Annotated in this window: 21 protein-coding genes and 1 tRNA gene; 6 read left to right on the top strand and 16 right to left on the bottom strand. The window is 47.8% G+C overall.

What is annotated here, in order from left to right; genetic code table 11:
- Window positions 1-6: 6 nt before the first annotated feature.
- The 3 genes from fliD to ACN0T0_RS04550 all read right to left on the bottom strand — a co-directional run bounded on the left by fliD (window position 7) and on the right by ACN0T0_RS04550 (window position 4,590).
- Window positions 7-2,043 (bottom strand): flagellar filament capping protein FliD, encoded by a 2,037-nt coding sequence (fliD, locus tag ACN0T0_RS04560; RefSeq protein WP_417223758.1) that lies wholly within the window; start codon window positions 2,041-2,043, stop codon window positions 7-9.
- Window positions 2,044-2,115: 72 nt separating this feature from the next.
- Window positions 2,116-2,475: a flagellar protein FlaG gene (locus ACN0T0_RS04555; RefSeq protein ID WP_417223756.1), complete on the bottom strand. Its 360-nt coding sequence runs from the start codon at window positions 2,473-2,475 to the stop codon at window positions 2,116-2,118.
- 111 nt (window positions 2,476-2,586) lie between these two features.
- Window positions 2,587-4,590: a flagellin gene (locus ACN0T0_RS04550; protein ID WP_417223754.1), complete on the bottom strand. Its 2,004-nt coding sequence runs from the start codon at window positions 4,588-4,590 to the stop codon at window positions 2,587-2,589.
- Between the two features lie 281 nt (window positions 4,591-4,871).
- Here ACN0T0_RS04550 and ACN0T0_RS04545 point away from each other — a divergent pair, with 281 nt between their 5' ends.
- Window positions 4,872-5,177: a flagellar protein FliT gene (locus tag ACN0T0_RS04545; RefSeq protein WP_417223752.1), complete on the top strand. Its 306-nt coding sequence runs from the start codon at window positions 4,872-4,874 to the stop codon at window positions 5,175-5,177.
- 471 nt (window positions 5,178-5,648) lie between these two features.
- On the opposite strand, the gene flgL is transcribed toward ACN0T0_RS04545, so the two are convergent.
- The 13 genes from flgL to ACN0T0_RS04480 form a co-directional block, all read right to left on the bottom strand.
- Complete coding sequence (gene flgL, locus ACN0T0_RS04540) at window positions 5,649-6,890, bottom strand: flagellar hook-associated protein FlgL (RefSeq protein ID WP_417223751.1); 1,242 nt, start codon at window positions 6,888-6,890, stop codon at window positions 5,649-5,651.
- A 15-nt stretch (window positions 6,891-6,905) separates the two neighbouring features.
- Complete coding sequence (gene flgK / locus ACN0T0_RS04535; RefSeq protein WP_417223749.1) at window positions 6,906-8,981, bottom strand: flagellar hook-associated protein FlgK; 2,076 nt, start codon at window positions 8,979-8,981, stop codon at window positions 6,906-6,908.
- Window positions 8,982-9,065: 84 nt separating this feature from the next.
- Entirely contained in the window at window positions 9,066-10,133 is a 1,068-nt protein-coding gene (flgJ, locus tag ACN0T0_RS04530; protein ID WP_417223747.1) for a flagellar assembly peptidoglycan hydrolase FlgJ, read from the bottom strand.
- An 8-nt stretch (window positions 10,134-10,141) separates the two neighbouring features.
- Entirely contained in the window at window positions 10,142-11,233 is a 1,092-nt protein-coding gene (locus ACN0T0_RS04525) for a flagellar basal body P-ring protein FlgI (protein ID WP_417223745.1), read from the bottom strand.
- Between the two features lie 22 nt (window positions 11,234-11,255).
- Window positions 11,256-11,930, bottom strand: coding sequence for a flagellar basal body L-ring protein FlgH (gene flgH / locus ACN0T0_RS04520; protein WP_417223744.1), 675 nt, complete (start codon window positions 11,928-11,930; stop codon window positions 11,256-11,258).
- 22 nt (window positions 11,931-11,952) lie between these two features.
- The gene (gene flgG, locus ACN0T0_RS04515; RefSeq protein WP_417223743.1) at window positions 11,953-12,738 is read right to left on the bottom strand and encodes a flagellar basal-body rod protein FlgG; all 786 of its coding nucleotides are present in this window, start codon (window positions 12,736-12,738) and stop codon (window positions 11,953-11,955) included.
- A 36-nt stretch (window positions 12,739-12,774) separates the two neighbouring features.
- A complete protein-coding gene (gene flgF / locus ACN0T0_RS04510; protein WP_417223741.1) occupies window positions 12,775-13,518 on the bottom strand; it encodes a flagellar basal-body rod protein FlgF in 744 nt (247 codons plus the stop codon).
- 163 nt (window positions 13,519-13,681) lie between these two features.
- Entirely contained in the window at window positions 13,682-15,640 is a 1,959-nt protein-coding gene (locus tag ACN0T0_RS04505) for a flagellar hook-basal body complex protein (RefSeq protein ID WP_417223740.1), read from the bottom strand.
- A gap of 15 nt (window positions 15,641-15,655) precedes the next feature.
- Window positions 15,656-16,327, bottom strand: coding sequence for a flagellar hook capping FlgD N-terminal domain-containing protein (locus ACN0T0_RS04500; protein WP_417223738.1), 672 nt, complete (start codon window positions 16,325-16,327; stop codon window positions 15,656-15,658).
- A 30-nt stretch (window positions 16,328-16,357) separates the two neighbouring features.
- Window positions 16,358-16,792: a flagellar basal body rod protein FlgC gene (gene flgC, locus ACN0T0_RS04495; RefSeq protein ID WP_417223737.1), complete on the bottom strand. Its 435-nt coding sequence runs from the start codon at window positions 16,790-16,792 to the stop codon at window positions 16,358-16,360.
- Window positions 16,793-16,794: 2 nt separating this feature from the next.
- Window positions 16,795-17,196, bottom strand: a complete 402-nt coding sequence (flgB, locus tag ACN0T0_RS04490) for a flagellar basal body rod protein FlgB (protein WP_417223736.1) — start codon at window positions 17,194-17,196, stop codon at window positions 16,795-16,797.
- A 401-nt stretch (window positions 17,197-17,597) separates the two neighbouring features.
- Window positions 17,598-18,473 (bottom strand): CheR family methyltransferase, encoded by an 876-nt coding sequence (locus tag ACN0T0_RS04485; RefSeq protein WP_417223735.1) that lies wholly within the window; start codon window positions 18,471-18,473, stop codon window positions 17,598-17,600.
- Entirely contained in the window at window positions 18,470-19,405 is a 936-nt protein-coding gene (locus ACN0T0_RS04480; RefSeq protein ID WP_417223733.1) for a chemotaxis protein CheV, read from the bottom strand. The genes ACN0T0_RS04485 and ACN0T0_RS04480 overlap by 4 nt, the downstream gene beginning before the upstream one ends.
- 69 nt (window positions 19,406-19,474) lie before the next feature.
- Between ACN0T0_RS04480 and flgA the strand changes: the two genes are divergently transcribed.
- The 5 genes from flgA to ACN0T0_RS04455 all read left to right on the top strand — a co-directional run bounded on the left by flgA (window position 19,475) and on the right by ACN0T0_RS04455 (window position 21,923).
- Complete coding sequence (gene flgA / locus ACN0T0_RS04475; RefSeq protein WP_417223731.1) at window positions 19,475-20,176, top strand: flagellar basal body P-ring formation chaperone FlgA; 702 nt, start codon at window positions 19,475-19,477, stop codon at window positions 20,174-20,176.
- 118 nt (window positions 20,177-20,294) lie between these two features.
- Complete coding sequence (gene flgM, locus ACN0T0_RS04470; protein WP_417223730.1) at window positions 20,295-20,618, top strand: flagellar biosynthesis anti-sigma factor FlgM; 324 nt, start codon at window positions 20,295-20,297, stop codon at window positions 20,616-20,618.
- Between the two features lie 3 nt (window positions 20,619-20,621).
- Complete coding sequence (locus ACN0T0_RS04465) at window positions 20,622-21,113, top strand: flagella synthesis protein FlgN (RefSeq protein WP_417223729.1); 492 nt, start codon at window positions 20,622-20,624, stop codon at window positions 21,111-21,113.
- A gap of 157 nt (window positions 21,114-21,270) precedes the next feature.
- A tRNA-Arg gene (locus ACN0T0_RS04460) sits at window positions 21,271-21,347 on the top strand.
- 243 nt (window positions 21,348-21,590) lie between these two features.
- Complete coding sequence (locus ACN0T0_RS04455) at window positions 21,591-21,923, top strand: PBPRA1643 family SWIM/SEC-C metal-binding motif protein (RefSeq protein WP_417223727.1); 333 nt, start codon at window positions 21,591-21,593, stop codon at window positions 21,921-21,923.
- Window positions 21,924-22,005 lie beyond the last annotated feature (82 nt).

Raw genomic sequence — 22,005 nt, 5'->3', positions numbered from 1 at the left:
TATAAATTATGATGAATATGTAAACGGTAAACGATCGGTCAGCCCTGTCAACGAATCGGCAGTACTACTAAAACTGGCAATAATTTGCTCCATTGCCAGGTATTGCTGTGTCAGAAGCTCACTTTTTATACTCATCTTACGATCAAGACTCTCTTGGTCATCAACGATACCATCGAGCTGATTATTAATACTGTCTTCTCTCGACTTAATCACCCCACTACTAGAGAGAAAGCTATCGATCAACAGTGACAATTCACCGGCAAAGCCTCGAGAAAAGGTAAAACTAAAACCCCCAGTGGTCCCCTCTTGCACCGTCAGGTTTAAACCATAGGGATCGGTATCTATTGCGGGCAGTAATACTTCGCCAGAGCCAAAGGCTGCCTCACCATTAATCGTACCAGTGGCATCGACACCCGCGGTAGAGATTGAGGCGTCCGACAAACCGGTTGCGCTGGCAAACTCGGTGCCTGCCGCATCGAACTCAACCTTTGAGGTGCTACCATACTGACGAGATTGCAGCTGTATCTTATCGCCATCGAGAACTACATCAACAAACGCATTGGCCCCTGAAATTGAATCATCATTATTGATCAATGATTGTAACTCTGCACGCAACTCTTCAGCGGTGTTAAAAGTACCTGCTAGTGTTAACGATTCAGAGGTAACACCATCGACCGTCACAGCAAACGAAAAATCGCCCCCAGGAGTGGTCGTATTAAATGCACTAAAATCTTGGTCGCTCAGTACTGACCCTTTAGCGGGTGAAGTCGTCACTGAGCCGCTGTAGGTGCCAGACACCGTTTTCGAGGCGTAACTACCAATCACCACATCGACGCCACTACTGGTTGAAGAAGTCTGAGGCGCAAAAATCGATGCGACCTTATCAAACTGATCCTTCATCGCGGCGTCAAAATCTTCAGAATCGATTTCAAGGGTTCCATCCAACGTTGTGCGAATACCAACATTCGTTAGGGCATTAAACTCGCTCACCCCCGGTACTGCATCAGAGATCATGCTACGAATACGCGCTAGCAGATTTTTAGCCGTACCATCCGTTGCCAACTCACCCTGAGAGGTCAGGTTGGTTTCAGCATCGGTTGTCACACCCGTCAATGATTTCATCGTGGTATATAAACTGTTATACCCATCAATAAAATTGCGAATCGCGGTTTCAGCGGTATCTTTCTCTTCGGAAATGGAAAATGTAAATTTTTCGCCCGGACTGGCCTTATTGATTGAGAATGACAATCCTTGCATTACGTCATCAATCTCATTGCTGTCGCGATAAACATCGAGACCATTCAATTTCAAATGTGCATCTTGACCCTGCTGAGTTTCGGTCACACCCGCCGAATAAGCAGCATTAAACTCAAAACCACTTAACCCTTCGGCGTCTTTACTAGCATCATCACTGGTAATCTGCAGTGCATTATTTTCACCCGAGGGGGCTGAAATCATCAGCTGATAATTACCGTCCACCAGCAACACCGATGCTTGCACATCAGAGTCGGCTTCGTTGATTTTATCGGCAATATCCTGCAGCGAATCATCTGTCGTAATGGCTACATCGATAGAGGTTTGACTCTCATTCTCGGCAAACGCGCTGGGCTCACCCGCCGCATAGGTCCAGGTGCCAAGACTAATAGTTAAATTACCGGAAACATTCAGTGCTGATTTTTTATCTGCTGCGGTAGTGCCAATCGCGAGAGATTGCGCTTGAGCCACCTCAATCACTTCAAGCTGATAACTGCCGACCTGCGCATCCGTACCGAGACTGTTGGGCGTAACAACATCTGTTTCTGGGAACGATACCGCTCGGGAATTAAAGGTGTCATTATTTGCAAGCGGTTCAAGCAGCCCCTGAAATTCAGACAAACTGCTTTTTAATGCGCCATAGGCTGAGATTTGCGCATCCAATGTTTCTTTTTTAGAATCAAGACGCTGTTGCTGGGGAGCTCTTTCGACATCAATCAACTGGTTAACCAGTGACACGGTATCGATACCTGAACCGAAGCCCAACGCGGAAACAATACTGGTATCCATAACAACTCCTATCATCTAAACGCAGCCACCGGCCGCCTATAAAACACTTTATTTAAAACAGTTTACACCGAATCAGGCATGATCGTTAAATATTAGCCCCATCATACCGTCAATATGCTTGGTCAGTTTCAGCGCTTCCTCGGTAGGAAACTGCCGAATCACTTCTTGGGTTTCGGTGTCCATCACCTTAATAACCGTCTCTTTAGTATCACTATCGACTGAGAAATTTAAGTTGCGCTGACCGTTATGCATAAACTCATTGAGCTTATCAACCATCGCTTCCAACTCTTCAGCACTCATCTCCTGCGACACTTGCGAATTTTCAACAGGGGATACGGCTTTTACCGCAGCGGCCTCACCCTGACGTACCGAGGGTGTTGGTGGCTGAGCCGCGGCTAACGTGTTGCCTGAATTCATAGATTCAACTGACATTTTCTTTCTCCTTAACGAAAAATCCCCCACCAACGGTGGGTGAGGGACTTTAACTTTCAGGGCTACGCAAAGAAGAACTCATAAAAGTAAAACAGAGTCCCTCTTAAGCACTTATTGTAGCAGTGACAACACTTGCTGTGGCGCAGCGTTAGCTTGAGCCAACATCGCAGTACCCGCCTGCTGCAGCACTTGCGCACGGCTCAGGTTCGCAGATTCTTCCGCAAAGTCAGCATCTTCGATACGTGACCGTGCAGCGGAAACGTTTTCGGCAACGTTAGACAGGTTGCTGACGGTGAAGTCCAGACGGTTAGCCACGGCACCGAGATCACCACGGGTGGAGTTGATTGTCTCCAGTGCGTTATCAATCACACCGATAGCTTTCTGGGCACCAGATGCTGTAGAGATATCAATGCTGCTCAGTGAAGATCCAAATGCACCATTCGAAGTAGTGTTCGCATCCAGTAGACCTGTTGCCAGTGCACCATTGGCTGTGACATCAACGCTAATTGGCGAACCACTATCAGATGTCAGTTTGACACCACCTACACCGTCAGCAATATCAGTACCTGCAGTAAGGCCAGCGCCGAGAACAGCAGCAAAATCCGCGCCGTTATCGCTAGCACCAGCATCATCACCAAAAGTAATCGAAGCTACATCACCCTCTAAACGCAGTTCACTACCGGAAAGTACAGCAGTAATACCTGTCTCAGCAGTTTTAGCATTAATCTGAGTAACCGTTGTCGACAGTTTCGCATCAGCACCAGCAGCGATTGTTACACCGTTAATAGTAAACGCAGCAGCTGTACCCGCGCCTGTTGAGTTAGTTGCAGTATCAATTTCAACCGATGTAAAAGCATTAGCTGTCACACCTGACTCATCACTAACGTCATTAATTGCAGCCACAGTATCTTGTAAAGCACCCGATTCACCGGCACCAACCTTCACGCCATTAATCGTTACATCACCAGCAGCCAACGTTGTTGTACCACCATCGGAGGCAGCACCTTCTATAACACCTGCAGCGTTGCTTTCACGGAAGCCTAATGCAGTTAAATCAGCCGAGTTACCAGCAGAACCTCGCTCGATAGTGATGTCATCGCCCGAATCTGAAGAAAGGGCAATAGACGCCTCAGCACTAGCGGCGATGGTACCGGCGGCTCCACCAACATCTGTGATACCAACACTAGCAACGTTTTCGGCACTAATACTCAGCTTATTGTCATCTGTAATAGAAGCACTGAGTAAACCACCACCTTCTTCATTTAATTTATCAACCAAAGATTCGAGGCTATCTGTATCCGTGACACTAATGGCCGCAGTGGTACCATCAAGCTTAGTCAGCGTTACTGTTAATGTGTCAGTCCCTTCAACTAAGATACCATCGCCCGCCGTAGTAGCAGTTAACTCTGCATAAGTAGAAGCCGAAACCCCGCTCACATTGGTATTAATCGCATCAACGAGTTCACCCACATTATCGGTAGCACCACTGTACGTTTCACCGATCGCCATAATAGACTGGCCATTAATCGTCGCTGTATTATTTTCAAGCGAAATACTAGCTTTGGTAATAGAGGCTCCCATTACATCCGCACTAGTAGAGCCCAGTCCCAATGATTTAGAATCCATTGCACCGATTTTCATTTCAATCGTCTGGTTGGCTTCAGAACCGACCTGTAACGTAACGCTGCCCAAGCTGCCGTCCAGAACATTCTGGCCGTTGAAACTAGTGGTTTCAGAGATACGATCTAGCTCAGCAACCAACTGCTTAACTTCCGCATCCATAGTTGAACGGTTACCGCTATCGTAGGTGCCGTTGGCAGACTGAATAGACAGTTCACGCATCCGCTGCAAAATGTTGGTTGACTCGCTCAACGCACCCTCTGCGGTTTGAATCAGTGATTGACCATCATTCGCGTTACGAACCGCTTGGTTAAGGCCGCTCACCTGAGAGGTCATACGGTTAGCGATGGAAAGGCCTGCAGCATCGTCAGAAGCTGAGTTGATACGCTTGCCACTGCTTAGTCGTTCCATTGCCTGATTTTGCTCGTTCAGAGAGCTCGTTAGGTTACGCTGCGCGTTTAACGACATGATGTTGGAATTAATTACTAAGCTCATGAGTTGTTCTCCTCATATCAACCAGATCTGACTGGCCGTTAATTTGTACATTGTCGGTACCGTTCTGACGCTTTATAAATCGGAGCGCTACCGGGTATGGAATACTTTATCGACCATTTTTTAAGATACTTTAGCGATTCTTTTGTGCTTTCCTTAGAGAATCCACAGACTTTCTTTTATAGTCTTTATCTGAACCACTTAGCGACTGCCTTAGTATGGCCAAGTATCTACTATATCGGCAGCCACTCAGCCTGCTTTAGCAAAATAGTCAGGATAAAATAATGTTTGAAATAATTCGCCAGGCATTTGAATTAACAAAACAAATGCTCGCCGCCGTAGAACAAAACAACTGGGACGAAGTGCAACGGCTGCAGCTAGCCCGACAGCAGCTTATGCAGCAGTCCGAAACGTTACCGGCACCGACGGATAAGCCAACATCCGAGCGTATCAGCCAACTCGTCATCGCCATGCAGGAGATGAATACCCACATAGCGCCCTTGCTGCAGCAGCGCCGCCAAGCCCTGATAAAAGAATCGTTACAAAACAATAAAGGCCGAAAAATGGCCAAGGCCTACAAAACCCCGTAAACACAAACCTAAGACGGTGAAGATTAGCGATTCATTCTTCATCGACACACTATGTTACGTATGATTACATTGGGTGATTTGTAGCGTTTAAGGACGATCCAACTACATTGAGCTGTTGCCTCACGGGTATAACGCGGGGATATCCGTCTTAATCTCGGCCTAGCAGGTCGGGTAATCGATCTTTTCCAGCGGCATCATCCAGATACCGCACAGGTATTCCCGCACAACTGATGCATTGAATAGAAATAGATGAGTATGTTTGACTTTTCGACAGGCGATACAGGCAGTCAATCTTATTGATCAACAGGTATGGTTTACGGTATTTGGCACACTTGGGAGTGGCAAACAGGCTCTAACGGAACCTGCTTTCTTCGGTAATATGGCATTCCATGCCCTCCAATGAAATATCATCACCTCCGGTACTGCCAGCCTGGCTGGCCAACACTCAGCTATTCTGCGATGTTATAAAGCTTAATTGATGTAATTAAATAGAGAGAGCGACGTCACACGACCAAAAGTTGCCTGTGCGGCTTCTAGTGTCACTTCCTGCAATTTAAACTCGCTAATTACCTCATCAAGGCTTGCATCAACTAACGCCGACAGTGTGCTTTCCGTCAACAGCTTAAAATCAAGGTTTGAACTCGTCGCGTATTCGAGCGTATTCAAGCGAGAACCCAACGTGGAGCGCGCCTCTAAAGTACGCTCCGCAGCCTCTTTAAATTGACTAATGCCTGTTGCCACCGCCTCATTTAACGCTGTGCGCTCTTCCTCTGTGGTCACTGGTTGAGCCAACACATTTGCAAGATCTATCGCGACTTCCAGCACATTCTTCCGCTCAGCCCCTGTATTAATCACGATAGTGTTATCTAACGGGTCAGCTGACACAGCACCCAGCTCAAACTCAAGCCCTTCAAACGATACCTTGTCACCCGGCACAAATGCAGCTGCATCGAGGGTATTTCCGCCGCTATCTTTAATCGTGTAGCTATAGTTACCCGGAGTGGCTTCTTCGATGGTCACCGCCAGATCCCCCAGCCCATTAGTGGCTTTCTCAAATTGATCTTCCGCCGCTTGGTTTTGAAACCCAGCCTCGGAGATAAAGCTATTGCCATTAGTTACTGACTGCCCAGCAAGCTTTACTTGCAATGGCCCTTCAACGGATTCAAACAGATACTGGCCTGAGTCATTCGAGGGTATAAACAAATTACTGCCGACCTGAATTACACGCTGCCCGTCATCACCCATATAATCATAGCCACCGCTGCCTGACTCGACATAGGGCTGCGTTGAACCTTTACTACCGGCAAACAGATACTCACCTTCAGAATCCTGAGTATTCATTAAACCGGCAACATAATCCGTTAACTGATACAGCTCGCTGGCAATACTGGCCCGATCCTGATCACCCAATACACCATTACCCGACTGAACGCCTAACTCACGCATCCGATCAATAGCTATATTGATATCATCCAAAATGGTTTCTTCCAGCTCTAAACGCCGCTGAGTAACATTGATGTTGTCATCATATTTTTCATTCTGCGCCAGCTCCCTTTCTAACTTGATAACCTGTGCTGCCGCAACAGGATCATCGGAGGGGTTTACCAGTTTTTTACCGGTCGAAATCTGCTCTTGCAATTTACCCAGATTTATCTGGCCTTGCTGCATGTTTTCACTGGCTTTCAAATACTGCTGTTGGGTTGATATACGCATGTTTCAACCTTCCTCTTAAATACTATTTAACAGACTATCGAAAATCGTTTGAGAGACTCTAATTAACTGAGCAGACGCTTGATAGGCTTGTTGATATTGCACCAGCTTGACCGCTTCTTCATCGAGGTTAACACCGGATACACTGTCTTTGGCACTCGTACTGGTATCCAGTACCGCTTTATTCGCCTGTTCAGAAATGACCGCCGTCGCCGTGCGGGTACCAACTCGCTCAACCAAGCTGCCATAAATATCCTGATAAGAGCCTCGGTCGAACAGGTTGCTTTGCTGCAGGTTCGATAGCGCTAACGCATTACGGTTATCGGAAACACCATCTTGGTTAAAGCCAAAATTAAAGCGATCACCTGCGCTTGGCATATTACTGATACTAACTGAATAACCCTCAAGCTGAATATCATCACCAGGGCTGTAATCATGGACAGTCTGTGCACCCAGAGAATCATCCAGCGTTAAAGCAATAGGCTGCGGGTTATCACTATCACTCATATCGTAAACAGTGAAGGTGGTCGTTGATGATCCCGCTGCCGGTGTATTAAAAACGATTTGTATTGGCGGACTAAGCTCGCCACCGGTAACCGCAATATCCTTGGGATCGGTCACCTGAGCAACCGCAACACCTGTACCCTGATTATTCGCATCCGTCGTAACCCGGATAGGGGATGCTAACGCTAACTGTCGCCCATCTTGAACCACTAATGATAGATCTTCAGCGCCACTCTTCACGGGCTGAATCAAAAACTGATCACCCTTAGCAAAACGGTTAGAGGTGTCGATGGTGACTTTCATACCGTCCACGGCAAAGGAGAGTGAACCGCTTTCTGCATCAAAGAAATATTCACCCTGACCCACCGCTGCGATAGCATCACCTCGATCAGCCGAGGTTAACGCTGTTGCCGGTGTCGGATCAGTCACGGCGGTTAGTTGATTAATAGATATCTGCTTGCCATCACTCTGACGTGTCAGAGTAAATTTATCGCTATCGCCTACATCTAATGAATAACCCGAGGCCTGCAGCAGCGAAACATCTTGAATTTCAACCCGTGCTGATTGTATATCAGAAAAATTATTTGAGTTTGCTGATACTCGCTGCTGTTGTAGAAAATCGTTATTCATATCGGTGAATAGATCACCACCGAACTCGTTATTGAGGTTTATCCCCGAGCGGTGCTGCTCATTCATGCTTTCAGATAAACCGATCGCAATTAATCCTAGCTCGTTACGTGCATCACCCAGTGCCTCGTTACGATACTGCAACAGGCCACCGATTTTTCCGCCGCTGACAGAATCGTTGATATTGATAACATTATCAGCGATAACCAAAGCGATCTCTTTCTGAGAACTATCAGGATTACCCTGTATCGCCACAAACTTCTCTGCAGAAGAACCAATTACCAACGGTTGACCATTGCCGATATAAATACTGTATTCATTTTCTGACTGATCGACCACCGTCACCCCAACCAGCTCTGAAAGCTGATTAGTCAATTCATCACGACGATCTCGTAGATCATTAGCAGAATTATTTGAGGCAGCAGCGACACGAATTTTTTCATTAAGGCCAGCGATATTATCAGCCAAGGTAGACACCTGACTGGCATAGCCTTCGAGCTGCTGATTAATAGTGTCTTCTTGCCCACGAATATTGGCATCGAGGCTATTAAAGCGCTGTACCAGCGCTTCAGACTGCGCCACAAAGAGTTCGCGGTTAGCGATAGAGGTGGGATCGTCCACTGCATTTTGCAATGCGCCAAAATAATCATCTAATGCTGCCGAAACACTTTGGGTCTCGCTGGCTAATAGATTATCCAGCCGCCCCGATAAATCAGCATAAGTAGATGTCTGGTTATAGGATGACAGGTCGGTCCACACCTGCTGGGTGAGAAACTTATCAGTAATGCGTTCAATATCCTGTACATACACGCCGGACAAGTCAGGACGAGCAACTAGATTAACCTGCTGACGGCTATAGCCGTCAGTATTCACATTACTGATATTCTGACCGATAGTACTCAACGCTGACTGATTCGCCTGCGTTGCCTGACTACCAATGCTTAATAAACTGGAACTGGACATATATAAACTCCCGGGAATACTCTATCGGCAAAGCAGGGAGCAGACAGGTTTCACCTTGATACTGCTCTCTATAGCGGCCAACGGCTAACTTTCTTTAGTGCCTGAACCGGCATTCAGGCCGGCCAGAACATCCCCATCAAATATTCGACTAATCTTCGCTGCATATTCAGGATCAGTGGCATAGCCCGCCTGCTGTAAGCCACTGAGATAGCGATAAGGATCGCCGGCTTGCTCCAATGCTTCTTGATAACGCGTACTACCGCGCAGAAAATCGGCATAATCTCTAAAGCTTTGTTCATAGGAGTCATACACCCGAAATGCTGCTTGTTCCCGCTGAGCAACCCCATCACGAAACTCGACGGTTCCCACCTGAGCTTTTTCACCCGACCAGCGGCTATCCGCTTTAATATTGAATAGATTATGACTCGTCCCTTCAGGGGTCTGAACCAAGTAACGTCCCCAACCGGTCTCTAACGCGGATTGCGCCAATAACACTTTAGGATCGACGCCTAACTCTGCAGCCACACTCTCAGCCAATGGCAGTAATGTCGCCACGAACTGCTCAGGGCTATCAAAGCGCTGCGGCTGTGATTCGGCCTCAGGCTTAAGTTGCTCTGTGGTAACACTCTTCACGTCTGTTTCGGGTGCGCTCACAGCACTCTGCTGCCCGTCCAGTTCCGCGGCTTTTTCGGCTGCCCGTGCCTGAGCTTGCGCCTGACCTAGAATAGCGGATGCCGCCATACTCGCAGCAGTATCGACGGTGCGATTTAACATCCGTTCCGACTCTGACAACGGCTTGAGGCGATTATCCTCTTCCTCTTCGCCCATGCGCGGATCGATATTGCCGCCCAGTTGCCGTACCAAGATTTCAGCCAAACCAAAACCTTTATTTTCGGCGATCTCTTTGGTCAGCTGGGTATCGCCCATCTGCTGATAAAACTCCACCTGCGGGCTGTTGAAATAACTATCCTCAGAAAAGCTGGCATTCGCCTCACGCATACTTTTGACCAACATATTAAGAAACAGCTGTTCAAACTGCTCAGCCACCGCCTGCAGTGCTGCTGGATCCTTGTCCTTGGCTTGCTGACGTAACTTATTCATCTCACCTAATTCGGTGAATAGCTGGGCATGTTGAGTCGAATCGGTTTTCATTGTCAGCCTCAGATCACAATCAATTCAGCTTTCAGGGCACCGGCTTGCCGTAGCGCCTCAAGAATAGCCATTAAGTCACCCGGCGCAGCACCCACCTGATTCACCGCTTCAACAATATCTTGTAGTGAGGCGCCCGGGGAAAATTCAAACATATGGCCACTGCCAGCATCCACTTCAATACCGGTGCGCGGGGTTATCACGGTATCACCACCCGCCAACGCATTGGGCTGATCGACATTGAGATCCTCGGTGATCGCAACGGTCATGCCGCCGTGAGTAATCGCCACCGGAGATACGCGAACATTCTGACCAATGATAATGGTGCCAGTGCGTGAGTTAATAATCACTTTCGCTACTTCCTGCGCCGGCTGTACCTCAAGATTTTCGAGCACCGAGAGAAATGATACCCGCTGATTAGGATCGCGGGGCGCTGAAACCCGAATAGAGGTTGCATCCATCGCTTGTGCCATGCCGGGGCCAAGCAAACTATTGACCTGTTCGGCGACTCGCCGCGCAGTAGTAAAGTCAGCATAGTTCAGATTCAGCACAAGGCTATCACCTTGGCCAAATGCATTGGGCACGGTACGTTCTACCGAAGCCCCACCCGGGATACGACCAACACTAGGAACATTCAGTGATAAACGTGAACCGTCAGAGCCTTGCACACCAAACCCTGAAACCACAAGATTACCCTGAGCGATCGCATAGATCTGCCCATCGGCCCCTTTCAGCGGTGCCATAATCAAACTACCACCACGCAGGCTTTTGGCATCACCGATAGTCGATACAGTGACATCAATTACCTGACCCGGTTTGGCAAAGGGCGGCAAGTCTGCATGCACCGCGACCGCCGCAATATTTTTTGACGAGGGGTTAATATTCGGCGGAATGGCCACACCGAAGTTATTCAACATATTGCGAAAGGTGGCCGAGGTAAATGACGTTTTATCACCCGTACCATCTAAACCCACCACCAAACCATAACCAACCAACTGGTTACTACGTACCCCAGCGACAGAGGTTAGGTCTTTTATGCGTTCAGCATTAACCGTGCCGCTTAACAACACGGCAGTTAAAGCGATTATCCAGAAACGAGTCATCATTTTTCTCCGCATCATTCGCTTAGAATGGCCACAATGGACCAATAAAGAATTTCGACAACCAACCCATCGAGTTGGAATCATTCAACGCACCCGAGCCGCTATAGGTAATCCGCGCGTCGGCTAACTGAGTGGAGTTAACAGTGTTACTACTGGAGATATCCTGTGGCCGAATCATACCGCTGACGCGGATATATTCATCGCCCTGATTCAGGGTTAACCACTTCTCACCTTTGACAATCATCAAGCCATTAGGCAGCACTTCATGCACTGTCACAGTGATATTGCCATCGAGGCTATTACTCATATCGGATGAGCCTTCACCTTCAAACTCTGTATTTGAGTCTCCGCTACTGATACTCAAAGGCTTACCTAAAATAGTCGGTTGCACACCAAAGATCGTAGGCGATGCCAGGGTTTGTGAGTTCGACTTATCCACCGAGGTTTTATTACTTTTCGTTGACGAGGTGCTCTCCTCCAAAACGATCGTGATAATGTCACCTACCCGATGCGCCCGGCCATCACCATAGAGACTATTACTGGTGGCGGCGTTAAAGATCGAGCCGGTAATTTCCCGTGGAGCCTGCATCGCCTGAGGGCGTACCGGAGCAAAGCGCGGATTATCAGGCTTAGGCGCGGTGCTCGTACAGCCCCCTAAGATCAGAGCGGCGGCCAGCATGATTAGGCGTAATTTCATCGGTTACCTCCTCTACTCAGGTTTACAGATTCTGCGTCACGTAGGACAACATCTGGTCAGCGGTGGAGATTACTTTAGAGTTCATCTCATAAGCCCGCTGAGTGGTAATCATATTCACCAGCTCTTCGACGGCATTGACGTTAGAGCCTTCCAACATGCCCTGACGTAACTGCCCCGTCCCCCCTTCACCAGGGTTTGACAGCGTTGCATTACCACTCGCCGCCGTCTCTAGGTAGAGGTTTTGCCCAAAGGATTGCAGCCCTTGAGGGTTAGCAAAGTCAGCCAGTTGCAGTTGGCCAATTTCCTGCGAGTCAGGACTGCCTTGCACCACCACACTGACCACACCATCCACACCAACGGTCATCGACTGTACTTCTGCAGGCAACGTCAAACCGGGCTCTAACAGATAACCTTCAGAGGTAACGATTTCATTATCAGAGTTCAGCTGAAACTGCCCGTGTCGGGTATAACCGGTTTCACCATTAGGCATGGTGATCTGCCAAAAGCCGCGGCCCTGAATAGAGATATCGAAGGATTCACCCGTCGTTTCCAATTCGCCTTCTTGAAACAGCTTTTGCGTGCCAGCAACCCGCACACCGGAGCCTAACTGTAAGCCTGAGGGCAGTTGCGACTCTTCAGCGGTCTGCGCACCGGGCTGACGCTGGATCTGATACATCAGATCTTCAAAAACTGGGCGATCTTTTTTAAATCCAACGGTACTGACGTTTGCCAAGTTGTTGGAAATAATTTTCAGGGAGGTATCCTGCGCGCTCAGACCCGTTTTTGCTACAAATAGGGCTCCATGCATACTTATTCTCCACCTGCGTTATTCATCATTATTCTGTTATTGAAGTGACAATATTTTAGTAGCCGCTGAGGAGTTCTCTTCTGCGGTCTTCATCATCTTCACATGCATCTCAAACTGACGGGCTAAATCGATAACCGATGTCAGCTCTGAGATCGAGTTAACATTGCTTGATTCAAGAAAGCCGGAACGAACTTTCACATCGGCGGCCGGCAACAGCGGCTGATTATTGCCGGCATGCATCATGCCATCCACGCCTTTAAACAGCTCACCCGCCTCAGGATTTACTAATTTAATACGATCGAGTATCGCCAATGCATTAGCCGCATCACCGGCAGGTCGGATGGTAATCGTGCCATCACCGCCTATATCCAGCTGTTCAAAGGGTGGCAAAGTGATCGGTACGCCGCCATTACCCATCACCCGATCGCCTGCGTGGGTAACGAGTTGGTTTAAGCTATTAATCTGCAGCTCACCCTGACGGGTATAGGCTTCATTACCTTCAGCATCCATCACTGCAATCCAGCCATCGCCATCGATAGCCACATCCATTGATCGCCCGGTCTGCATCAGCGTGCCCGTGGACATATTGGTGCCGGGACGTTCAGCCATGGCATATACCCTTGAAGCAAAGCCATCTCCTTCAACCTGCATCGCCCGTGCTTGGGCGAAATCAGCCTTAAAACCCGTCGTCGTCGCATTCGCAAGGTTGTTCGCGTGGGCTTGCTGAGAGCGCATATTTTCGCGCGCGCCGCTCATTGCCAGATACAACACTTTATCCATTGGATACCCCGTTTGCCGCCTTCACACTAAAACGGTCATCAATTGCCGCTTTAGTGGTTTAAATTCACTAACAGGTAAAATGCAATGCTTGTGCCAACCTGTCATTTAGACGCAAAAAAGGCGACCGAGGTCGCCTTAGTATCAATACACTTAAATCCAAGAATCAGATTTGGAGAATCGCCTGAGTCACAGTATTCAGTGTTTCCAGTGTTTTCGAGTTCGCCTGGAAGTTACGCTGTGCCTCGATCAACCTTACCAATTCTGTCGACAGATCGACGTTTGACTGCTCCAGTGCAGCAGAACGCAAGCTACCATTCAGGCCCGTACCCGGTGGGTTAAGGACCGCATTACCTGAGGTCAATGTTGCCCCCCACTCAGTATCACCCGCTGGCTGCAAGCCTGATTGGTTTTCAAAGGTTGCGAAGGCAACCACACCCAAGTTCTGCTTTTCACCGTTAGAGAAACTCGCCACCATTTCACCGGTTTCAGCAAAGCTCACACCGATCAAATCACCTTTGGTATAGCCATCCTGAGAGGAGGTTTTAACAATGGATGCAGAAGCAAACTGAGTACTATCGGACAGATCCAAGGTAATCAAGGTTTCAGTATTGGCGGGATCGGCCCCTTTAATCGTTAATTCTGGTGCCGTTGCGCCAACAGAGAAGCTTGTACCATTAACGCTGCTCAAAAAACCGGTAGTCGGATCGAAGCCCAACATTACCGCACCCACTTCACTGAGTGTATCGGTACTATTGACAGAAAAACCGGTTTCGCCAGGGTCAACACTCTTACCGATATCCAACAACTCAGTGCCGTTCAGGTAAGCATACATCTGATACTGACCACGGTAAGTGTTATCACCTTCATAGGTCTTTGTTGTATCGGCCGTCAACACCGCACTACTAGCCGCGCCGGTTGCCATATCGGTTTCTGTCACACTGAATTCAGAACCGATGTTGCCGTATTCTGCTTTAAAGCGAATATCCAGACGGAATTCACCACCTTCTTCAACCACGGAAACGGACTCAACATTCGGGTTACGATCTTTAATATCCGTTTGTCGAACTGAGATCAGTTCTGCAATTTCAGCGAGTGTTGGCGCCGTTGGGTTGGTCGAAATTTCAATCGCAACACCACCGATATTCAGCTCAGTATCTGCCGTTGGCACCGCTAACTTATAAGCATAGTTCTCGTTAGCATCCCGCTCAGTTGGCTCAGGAGTAATATTTACACCAGTGCTATCGCTGATATTCATATCACCGTAGCTACTGTATTTAGCATAGGTTTCAAAACTCACCGATCCCACACCCGCCGCTGCAGTTGCGTCTTGAGTAAATAGTAGCGTTGATGTATCAATACGCTTATCGGTATTTCGTAGGTTATCTAGGTCAGTTGCATCCGGTACACCTGCCGCATCAAAGCTCACGTTAACGCCACTGATGCTCAATGTATCAGGAAAGGTCACATCAACAGCATACACATCACGAACCGGGCGCTGCTCGACCATGTTGTATTTAACCGTATGCTCATTACCCAAACTATCAAAAGTCCGCACGGTGGTGCTGTAAGTGAAAGATGCTGGCACGTCCTTATCATACGGCGTACTTAACAGTGTCGGGTCGGCCGCATCGTTGATGTTAAACGACAGGCCAATGTTACTGGTCGCCTGAGGTGGGCTCTCTTTCTGATCCACTGCTAAGTTTTGAATCGGTAGACGATTACCTTCACTATCTAGACCATAACCCTGCAAATATTTGCCGGTTTTGGACACGACATAGCCATCTTTATCCAGCTCAAAAGCGCCGGCACGGGTATAAGTTACACCACCCTGGCCATCATCTAACTGGAAGAAACCAGAACCATTAATTGCAAGGTCCAAGTTGTTACTGGTGAACTCGGTGGTTCCTGCTTCAAAGTTTTGTGCAATATCCGTGACGGTAACACCGGAGCCCGCAACATTGCTTGAACCCGCCCCCACCACTGCGGTTGCATAGATATCACCAAACTCGGTACGGGAGGCTTTAAAACCAACGGTACTGGAGTTAGCGATGTTATTGCCGGTCACATCTAAATTAGTCGATGCCGCTTTCAAACCTGTTATCGCAGTATTAAAACCCGCCATGATATTCTCTCCGATTTAACCTATTCGTTTCACATCGCTAAAGTCGACTGAGCCCGCATCGGTATTTACTTTCATGCCGATACCATTCTGCCCCAGCGTGACGCTATTGACGTTATAAGCGATAAAACTGCTCGCTGTTTCGTAATTTCCATCAACCTGTGCTTCAGCAACCACTCGATACTCACCGGCAGGACGGTCCCCCGCACTCCAAGCAAAGTAATGGTCTCCGGCACTTTGACTACCCATCTCAACTTCATCGACCAGGTTATTAGCACTGTCATAGATAGAGACACGTAAATTTTCTGTGCTGACCGGCAACTCAACGATGCCGCGAATTTCACCCGATTCGGCCACCTTCGCCACATCGGTATTGGCATAAATATCCTGACCAATCATCGATGATGCCTGAAGCGCCGCCTGACTCGACAGTAGCGATGCAGACATCGTTTCCATCGTTGTATTCAGCTTGGCGATATTCTCAACCGTACTCATGCTGGCAATCTGTTGCATGAATTCGCTGGTTTCGGCCGGGCTGGTCGGGTCCTGATTTTGTAGCTGCGCAATCATCAGCTTCATAAACATCTCACTATCATCGTTACTCGACGTAGTCGATGTAGTGCTGCTCTGATTCTGCGTATTGATCTGATCGTAGATCGATTGCGTTCCTGAAACGTCGTTAACACTCATAACATATACCTCACATCAGGCTTTCTGAGCTTACTGCCCCAGAGTGAGTGCCCGTTGCATCATCTGTTTAGCTGTATTCATGATCTCAGCATTTATTTGAAAAGAGCGTGACGCAGAGATCATGTCCGCCATCTCCTCTACAACATTGACATTGGGATAGTGAACATAACCATTTTCATCGGCCATCGGATGATCCGGGTTGTATTCCTGACGCAGGGGCGCATCACTTTCAACAATTCCTGCGATCGCCACACCCTGCCCCGCCTGCACACCTAACGGCGCACTGCCTGGCTGAGTGTTACCCATCTGTTTCAATTCAAACACCGGCTTACGGGCGCGATAAGTTTCATTAGCACTGCTGCTAACACTCTCGGCATTCGCCATATTGCTGGCAGTGGTATTCAGGCGCACGGTTTGTGCGCTCATGGCCGAACCCGCAATATCAAAAACATTACCCAGAGACATGGTTATTCACCCTTAATCGCGCTGCTAAGACCTTTAAATTTTTTATTCAGAAACTCAAACGACGCCTGATAATCAATCGCATTCTCGGTATAGCGCGCCATCTCAGCCTGAACATCCACCGTATTCCCATCAACACTCGGCTGACTGGGAATCCGATACATCAACTCTGATGCAAAATCGGCGTTGATCAAACCACTATTGTGTCCCTCACTGGTGCGGCTCATTTTTAAAGGCTGCTGACCATGTTGAACACCTTGCAAAACACTTTCGAAATCGATATCCCGAGCTTTATAATTCGGCGTATCGCTGTTGGCAATATTGTTGGCTAGAATTTCAGCACGTTGAATTCTCAAGCCTACGGCTTGTTCATGAATCCCCAGTGCTTTATCAAAGCTAATCGCCATCAGGTTGCCTCAAAGTGTTTAGATACCCAGATAATGCAAAAGCGATACCAAAACTTAAATGTCATTTAAATACATAGAGTTATATTTACTAACAAGTAAAAGCGGCAATCGTTATCCGGGAAATAGCGGCAAAGCGGCAAGGTAAACGAGCAGGCGGCAATGTGAACGCCAATGCGTAAACAGACAGTATTGTTTGCCTAATGGTGCATAAGAACCGTCAGTCTCAGGTCTGAAACTATATGCGAGCCGCTTATGGATCAAAGGGATGTTCAGATTATTATCTTCGCCCACTGAAAAATCAGCAGCCACGCAAGTGCGGGCCCCGCTAAGGTCCGATTCAGTTTTGTAACTCAGTAAGAAAACACAGGAGAGCGTCGCAGGATTGTCGCCAGTACGCCTAGCTATTTAGCTTTATAGATGATGCCCGGACGGCAGTGAATCATATCAAACAAGGTATGCAGATCACCGATCGACTCTGAAGCTCCTAATAGCAGATAGCCACCGGGTTTAAGGGTCTTGTGAATTTTCATTAAAATATCGCGCTTACGTTCAGTAGAAAAATAGATCAATACGTTACGACAAAAGACAATATCGCACGGACCAATACCCGGGTAGGCCCCCAACAGGTTCAACTCTCTAAAGGTAACTTTGTTTTTGATCTTAGGCATCAGCTTCCAAGCATCTAATGCCGCGGGTTCAAAAAACGCTTTTAATCGGTCTTGGGACAACCCTCGCCCTAGCGCCAGCATCTCGTATTCAGCCAACCGCGCCTGTTCAAGTACTCGGGTAGAAATATCAGTCGCGACAATTTCTTCACCCAGCCTGAAAGTACCAGGATTTTCCTGTTTAAACTCATCAATAATCATGCTGATAGAGTAAGGTTCTTGACCGGTTGAGCAGGCTGCAGACCAGATTTTTAAACGCTGGGAAGAGCCATTGATGGCGAGCTCAGGCAGTAATTTTTGCTTTAAAATGTCGTAGGGGTGAATATCGCGAAACCATAGGGTTTCATTGGTAGTCATCGCGTTGATGACCTGTTCTTTTAGGCGACTATTACCCGGCTTCTTGAGCACAGTGACTAACTGCCCTAATGAGCCATACTGACCGTCAATAAGGATTTTACCTAGTCGGCTCTCCACCAGATATTGCTTATGTTTTGCCAGCAAAATACCGCACGCTTCCTCAAGAAACTGACAAAATTGGTCAAACTCTGATTGAGTAATCCTTATTTTATTATCCTCTAACACTCTTCCCCCATACAGGGTTGAATCACTCACCCCTCTACTGACTCTATTCGCTTAACAACGGCTTCAGCCAATTCATCCGGATTAAATTTACCGATAAACGCATCAGCACCAACCCGTTTGACCATCGCCAAGTTAAAACGACCACTTAGAGAACTATGCAACATAACATACAAGGACTTTAGGCGAATGTCCTCACGGATTCGCTTAACAAGGGTATAACCATCCATCTGTGGCATCTCAATATCTGAGATAACCATTAAAAACATATCGGTTACTTTTTGCTCTTTGTCAGCCAATTGAGTCAGCATGTCTAATGCCGCCTGACCGTCATTGGCCGTGGTCACATTGATATTAAGATTCTCCAGCGCCTTCTTCACCTGTGTACGAGCCACACTGGAATCGTCCACCACTAAAATACGATAGCCGGCAGCGCTTTTTTTAACGCTCTCAGTAATCATAGTCGACTTTACCTCGGTACTCACCGGAATAAGGTCAGCTAACACCTGTTCAACATCAAGAATCTCAATCAAACCACCCTCATACTGCACCACTGCGGTAAGGTAGTTCTTTTCATTGGTTTCAATCGGCGGAGGACTTACTTGATCCCACTTGGCCGGTAAAATGCGATCAACATTACGTACCAAAAACGCCAGAACACGACGGTTATACTCCGACACGATCAAAAAGCATCCATGGCGATCTTTAGCTTCAACTGGCTCACCACCAATGGCCTGCGACAGATCGATAACCGGAATCGTTTCGCCACGAATATGCGCCAACCCTTTCAAGGCGGTGGTCTGCTTAGGAATCCCGGTTAACTCAGGACAGGTGAGAACTTCACGAACTTTAAACACATTGATGCCATAAGTCTGGTCATCATTAAGTCCGAACAAAAGCAGCTCAAGGCGGTTTTGGCCTGCCATATTCGTGCGTTGGTTTACAGTACTGTTTATACCTGACATGATGCTCTCTGTACTAAGCGTTACCTGAACATTGCCAACTCGGTTGCAATGCGAACTTCCGGATTCAGCGTGAAAAAATATACATTCTCCACAATAATCACACTTATAGCGATGTTAGCGGTGCCAGTAAAGGGCGCACTGGCAGAAGAATCGAATTCAATTGCTCTCAAAGCGCAACATTACTTAGAACAACAGTATCAGGTTAGCCACCCAATGGCTCGTACTGTTGTCAACGTTAAACCATTAGCCAAGGCCCTCGATAAACGCCACTGCAATCAGCCGATAACCTTTACTCATGCGCCTAGCAGGGCAAACCGCATCTCGGCAAAAGCGATCTGCCACCGACCTGCATGGACCATTTTCATCACCGCCACCGTCGAACAATGGCAGCCCATTGTCATATCAAGTCGCGCCTTAACCAAAGGTACCATTTTGGGTGATTCTGATATTTATCTGAAAGCATTTGATATTAAACGGCTTACATCACCCTATTTTACCAACCCGGGCGAACTGATCGGCCGAGAGATGAAACGTTCGATCGCAGCCAACCAAGTTATCTCCCCCAACTTGGTTGAAAAAAAACTGCTGATCCGCAAAGGTGATGTCGTCTATATTCAGGCTAACAAAGGCCCAATGTCCGTACGGATGACCGGCACCGCACAACAAGATGGTGCCTTAGGCGAACAAATCTCAGTGATTAATAACCGTTCAGGCAAACAGGTTCATGGCTACGTTAAGAGCCAAGGCGTGATCTCTGTAAATGGCCGCTAAGCGCATCTCGCCGGCTGATATTTGAGCTGCTATACTGGGATCATAATTTTACAAATATCGTTAAAGTTTCCCATCGACTCGCCGATAGCTGTGTATAGAACAGCATGAGGACCAGAAAATGGTTATTGATATCACGGGCTTAACGTCTTCTTCACAGGCGGCTAACTCTCGTGCAAAGGTAAGTGAACAACCTGCGACCGAGAGTGGCAAATCGCAATCCCAGTCACCGACTGCGACAGAGTCTACTGTTTCGTCTGGTGTAAGCCTGAGCGATGCGGCACAGGCTGTCCAAAAAACCGCCGGCCAAGTGGTCGAAGAAGGTTTTACAGTGGACGAACAAAAAGTAGCTGATCTAAAAGCCGCAATCGACAGCGGTAGCTATCAGATTAACTATGAGAGCACGGCTCGCGGCTTATTTCAGTTAGAAAGTTTGTTGGATTAATTGATGCCAACGAATCTACCGCCGCTCGACCAAATTAATGCTCTGACGACTCAGGGCATTGGTTTTCTCACCACACTCAATGAACTACTTGATGCTGAGTATCACGCTCTGCAGCAGCGTGACGTGGCTGAATTACAAACATTGGTTGAGCAAAAAACTGCCGTGCTGCAGCAACTTGAAGAAAATAATCAAAGCCGTAACCAATTCTTTATCGCGGCGGGCATTACCCCCAATAAAGCCGGCTTAGCTGATTACCAATCTCGACTCAATGAAGCAGACGCTCACGCGTTCAAACACGGTTGGAGTGAGCTCGAAATAGTTTTGCGACAGGTCAATGACAAGAATAAGCGTAATGAAATCGTCATCAGCCGTAACAGTCGCAACCTAGAACAGCTCATGAGTATTCTGCGTGGACAGAACCAGAAAAACACACTCTATAATCAGAGTGGTGGAAAAGGTAACTACGCCGCACAAAACAGTCTCGGAAAAGCCTGATTTTTTAGCATTTCCCCGTGACCTCCGCCCTCGGAACAAGTAGAATTCACGCCACTGTCTCCCCAGTTCATTCGATCAAATCGAGCCTTGCTAAGGCTTTGAGCGGGATTACATATGCATAACCTTGACCTATGCATCGGGACATCAAAACGTGTATGGGGATGTAGCTCAGCTGGATAGAGCAGCCCCCTCCTAAGGGGCAGGTCGGGGGTTCAATTCCCTCCATCCTCACCATACATTATTGCTTTTTACCGTTCACCATCCTAATAACATAACCCCAGATACCATCACGCATCCGTGTCTGCCAACATTTTATCGAAAATATCGACGCTAGATATAACTGTCTCGGTCGCACAATAAAAAGCGGACAATAGGAATACCGGCTATAGAGATTACCGTTCCCCTCCGTTAACTGTTAGAATCCTGCTCCCGTCGCGTAATGGCGCAATTCGATGACACAATCACCAGGAGTCACCCATGTCTAAATGTTTCTATAAAGGTACTCCCGATATCATGGGTAACTACGGTAAAAGCGGTTATAACACCAAAGCAAAAGTGAAAATGGGGAGTGAGATCAGCCCATTGCTCGTGAACGTGACCTCTGAATTGCGGCAACAGGAAGTCGAGGCGCTTGCCGCTGAGCATGATCTGGTGGTTAAAGTCACCGTTGATGCCAGTATTGACGAAAATATCGCTGCACTCACCGCTCTGCTGACCACCCCGAAAACCGTGCATAGTGAAAAGACACCGGAAAGGAACGCCCCTTGCTCTTGCGGTAGCGGTAAAAAATTCAAAAAGTGTTGCGGCTAAAAAGGCCGTTATCCACAGCCCCGCTCACATACTACGAACTTTAAAGATAGGGGACAAACTCCCCCTATCCTGTCATACCCCG

The organism is Amphritea sp., assembly GCF_048266285.1.
GTDB lineage: Bacteria > Pseudomonadota > Gammaproteobacteria > Pseudomonadales > Balneatricaceae > Amphritea.
This window is presented reverse-complemented; position numbering and strand designations above follow the sequence as displayed.

Excerpts from the sequence above, each read along its gene's own strand:
- fliD (WP_417223758.1), bottom strand. The coding sequence starts at position 2,043 with ATGGATACCAGTATTGTTTCCGCGTTGGGCTTCGGTTCAGGTATCGAT.
- ACN0T0_RS04555 (WP_417223756.1), bottom strand. The coding sequence starts at position 2,475 with ATGTCAGTTGAATCTATGAATTCAGGCAACACGTTAGCCGCGGCTCAG.
- ACN0T0_RS04550 (WP_417223754.1), bottom strand. The coding sequence starts at position 4,590 with ATGAGCTTAGTAATTAATTCCAACATCATGTCGTTAAACGCGCAGCGT.
- ACN0T0_RS04545 (WP_417223752.1), top strand. The coding sequence starts at position 4,872 with ATGTTTGAAATAATTCGCCAGGCATTTGAATTAACAAAACAAATGCTC.
- flgL (WP_417223751.1), bottom strand. The coding sequence starts at position 6,890 with ATGCGTATATCAACCCAACAGCAGTATTTGAAAGCCAGTGAAAACATG.
- flgK (WP_417223749.1), bottom strand. The coding sequence starts at position 8,981 with ATGTCCAGTTCCAGTTTATTAAGCATTGGTAGTCAGGCAACGCAGGCG.
- flgJ (WP_417223747.1), bottom strand. The coding sequence starts at position 10,133 with ATGAAAACCGATTCGACTCAACATGCCCAGCTATTCACCGAATTAGGT.
- ACN0T0_RS04525 (WP_417223745.1), bottom strand. The coding sequence starts at position 11,233 with ATGACTCGTTTCTGGATAATCGCTTTAACTGCCGTGTTGTTAAGCGGC.
- flgH (WP_417223744.1), bottom strand. The coding sequence starts at position 11,930 with ATGAAATTACGCCTAATCATGCTGGCCGCCGCTCTGATCTTAGGGGGC.
- flgG (WP_417223743.1), bottom strand. The coding sequence starts at position 12,738 with ATGCATGGAGCCCTATTTGTAGCAAAAACGGGTCTGAGCGCGCAGGAT.
- flgF (WP_417223741.1), bottom strand. The coding sequence starts at position 13,518 with ATGGATAAAGTGTTGTATCTGGCAATGAGCGGCGCGCGCGAAAATATG.
- ACN0T0_RS04505 (WP_417223740.1), bottom strand. The coding sequence starts at position 15,640 with ATGGCGGGTTTTAATACTGCGATAACAGGTTTGAAAGCGGCATCGACT.
- ACN0T0_RS04500 (WP_417223738.1), bottom strand. The coding sequence starts at position 16,327 with ATGAGTGTTAACGACGTTTCAGGAACGCAATCGATCTACGATCAGATC.
- flgC (WP_417223737.1), bottom strand. The coding sequence starts at position 16,792 with ATGTCTCTGGGTAATGTTTTTGATATTGCGGGTTCGGCCATGAGCGCA.
- flgB (WP_417223736.1), bottom strand. The coding sequence starts at position 17,196 with ATGGCGATTAGCTTTGATAAAGCACTGGGGATTCATGAACAAGCCGTA.
- ACN0T0_RS04480 (WP_417223733.1), bottom strand. The coding sequence starts at position 19,405 with ATGTCAGGTATAAACAGTACTGTAAACCAACGCACGAATATGGCAGGC.
- flgM (WP_417223730.1), top strand. The coding sequence starts at position 20,295 with ATGGTTATTGATATCACGGGCTTAACGTCTTCTTCACAGGCGGCTAAC.
- ACN0T0_RS04465 (WP_417223729.1), top strand. The coding sequence starts at position 20,622 with ATGCCAACGAATCTACCGCCGCTCGACCAAATTAATGCTCTGACGACT.
- ACN0T0_RS04455 (WP_417223727.1), top strand. The coding sequence starts at position 21,591 with ATGTCTAAATGTTTCTATAAAGGTACTCCCGATATCATGGGTAACTAC.